This window comes from Blautia difficilis, assembly GCF_014297245.1.
In the GTDB taxonomy this organism is placed as follows: Bacteria; Bacillota; Clostridia; order Lachnospirales; family Lachnospiraceae; genus Blautia_A; species Blautia_A difficilis.
This window is the reverse complement of sequence record NZ_JACOQG010000087.1, coordinates 1-923: the sequence shown is the minus strand read 5'-3', so window position 1 is coordinate 923 and position 923 is coordinate 1. Positions and strand designations below refer to the sequence as shown.

At 50.3% G+C, this 923-nt stretch carries 1 protein-coding gene; it reads right to left on the bottom strand.

The window, feature by feature from the left end:
* On the bottom strand, window positions 1-923 hold a 923-nt coding region (locus tag H8Z82_RS16935), incomplete at both ends, for a recombinase family protein (protein WP_186995764.1).

The following is a 923-nucleotide window of genomic DNA, read 5'->3' as shown; positions in this document are numbered from 1 at the left end:
ATACGAATGTGCATTTTTGCGCCGCAGTCCTTACAGAAAAGCAAGCCGGACAGAGGGTGGATTTCCCCGTCCCCGTTGGGGCGTCTGACGGGTGCGTTTTCCAAAATCCGCTGTACGGTTTCAAAATCGCTGCGGCTGATAATCGGCTCATGCACATTTTCTGTGATGTGCCACTGGCTCCGGTCTACATAGTGGTTATGTTTATCCCGGAAATGCTTTGTAGTCTTGAAGTTGACTACATCGCCGCAATACTCCTGCCGTGTGAGGATATGGGTCAAGGTGGCTTTGTTCCACTTGCAGCGGTTATCCTCATTGAGCGTCTTATTTTTACAAGTTCCCCGCCCGCGGTCTTTCATGTAGAAAGTGGGGGTTGGGATTTGCTCCTGTGTCAGATGCACGGCGATTTGGTTGCGGTTTTTCCCGCCGATAAACAGACGGAAAATCAAACGGACAACCTCGGCGGCTTCCTCGTCGATTATCCAAAAATCCTTGTTGTCCGGGTCTTTGACATAGCCGTAAGGGGCTTCGGTGACAATCGGCTTTCCACTCATGCCTTTGGTCTTAATGCCCGTTTTCACTTTCTTGCTGATGTCCTTTGCGTACCACTCCGACATGATATTGATAAAGGGCGCAAACTCCAATGTGTCGGGCTTCTCGCTGTCTATCCCGTTGTTGACCGCGATAAAACGCACATTGTTCCGTCTGAATATCTCCATCGCGTTGCCGACTTGGAGATAGTCGCGCCCCCAGCGGGTAAGGTCTTTCATAATGCAGACACCGATTTTCCCGTTTTCCACATCGTCCATCATGCGGGAGTAGGCGGAACGGTCAAAAAACCTGCCGCTTTCGTCATCGTCGATGTAGTGCCGGATATTGGTTAGGTGCTGCCCTCTGGCATAGTTCTCCAAAAATATTTTTTGGTT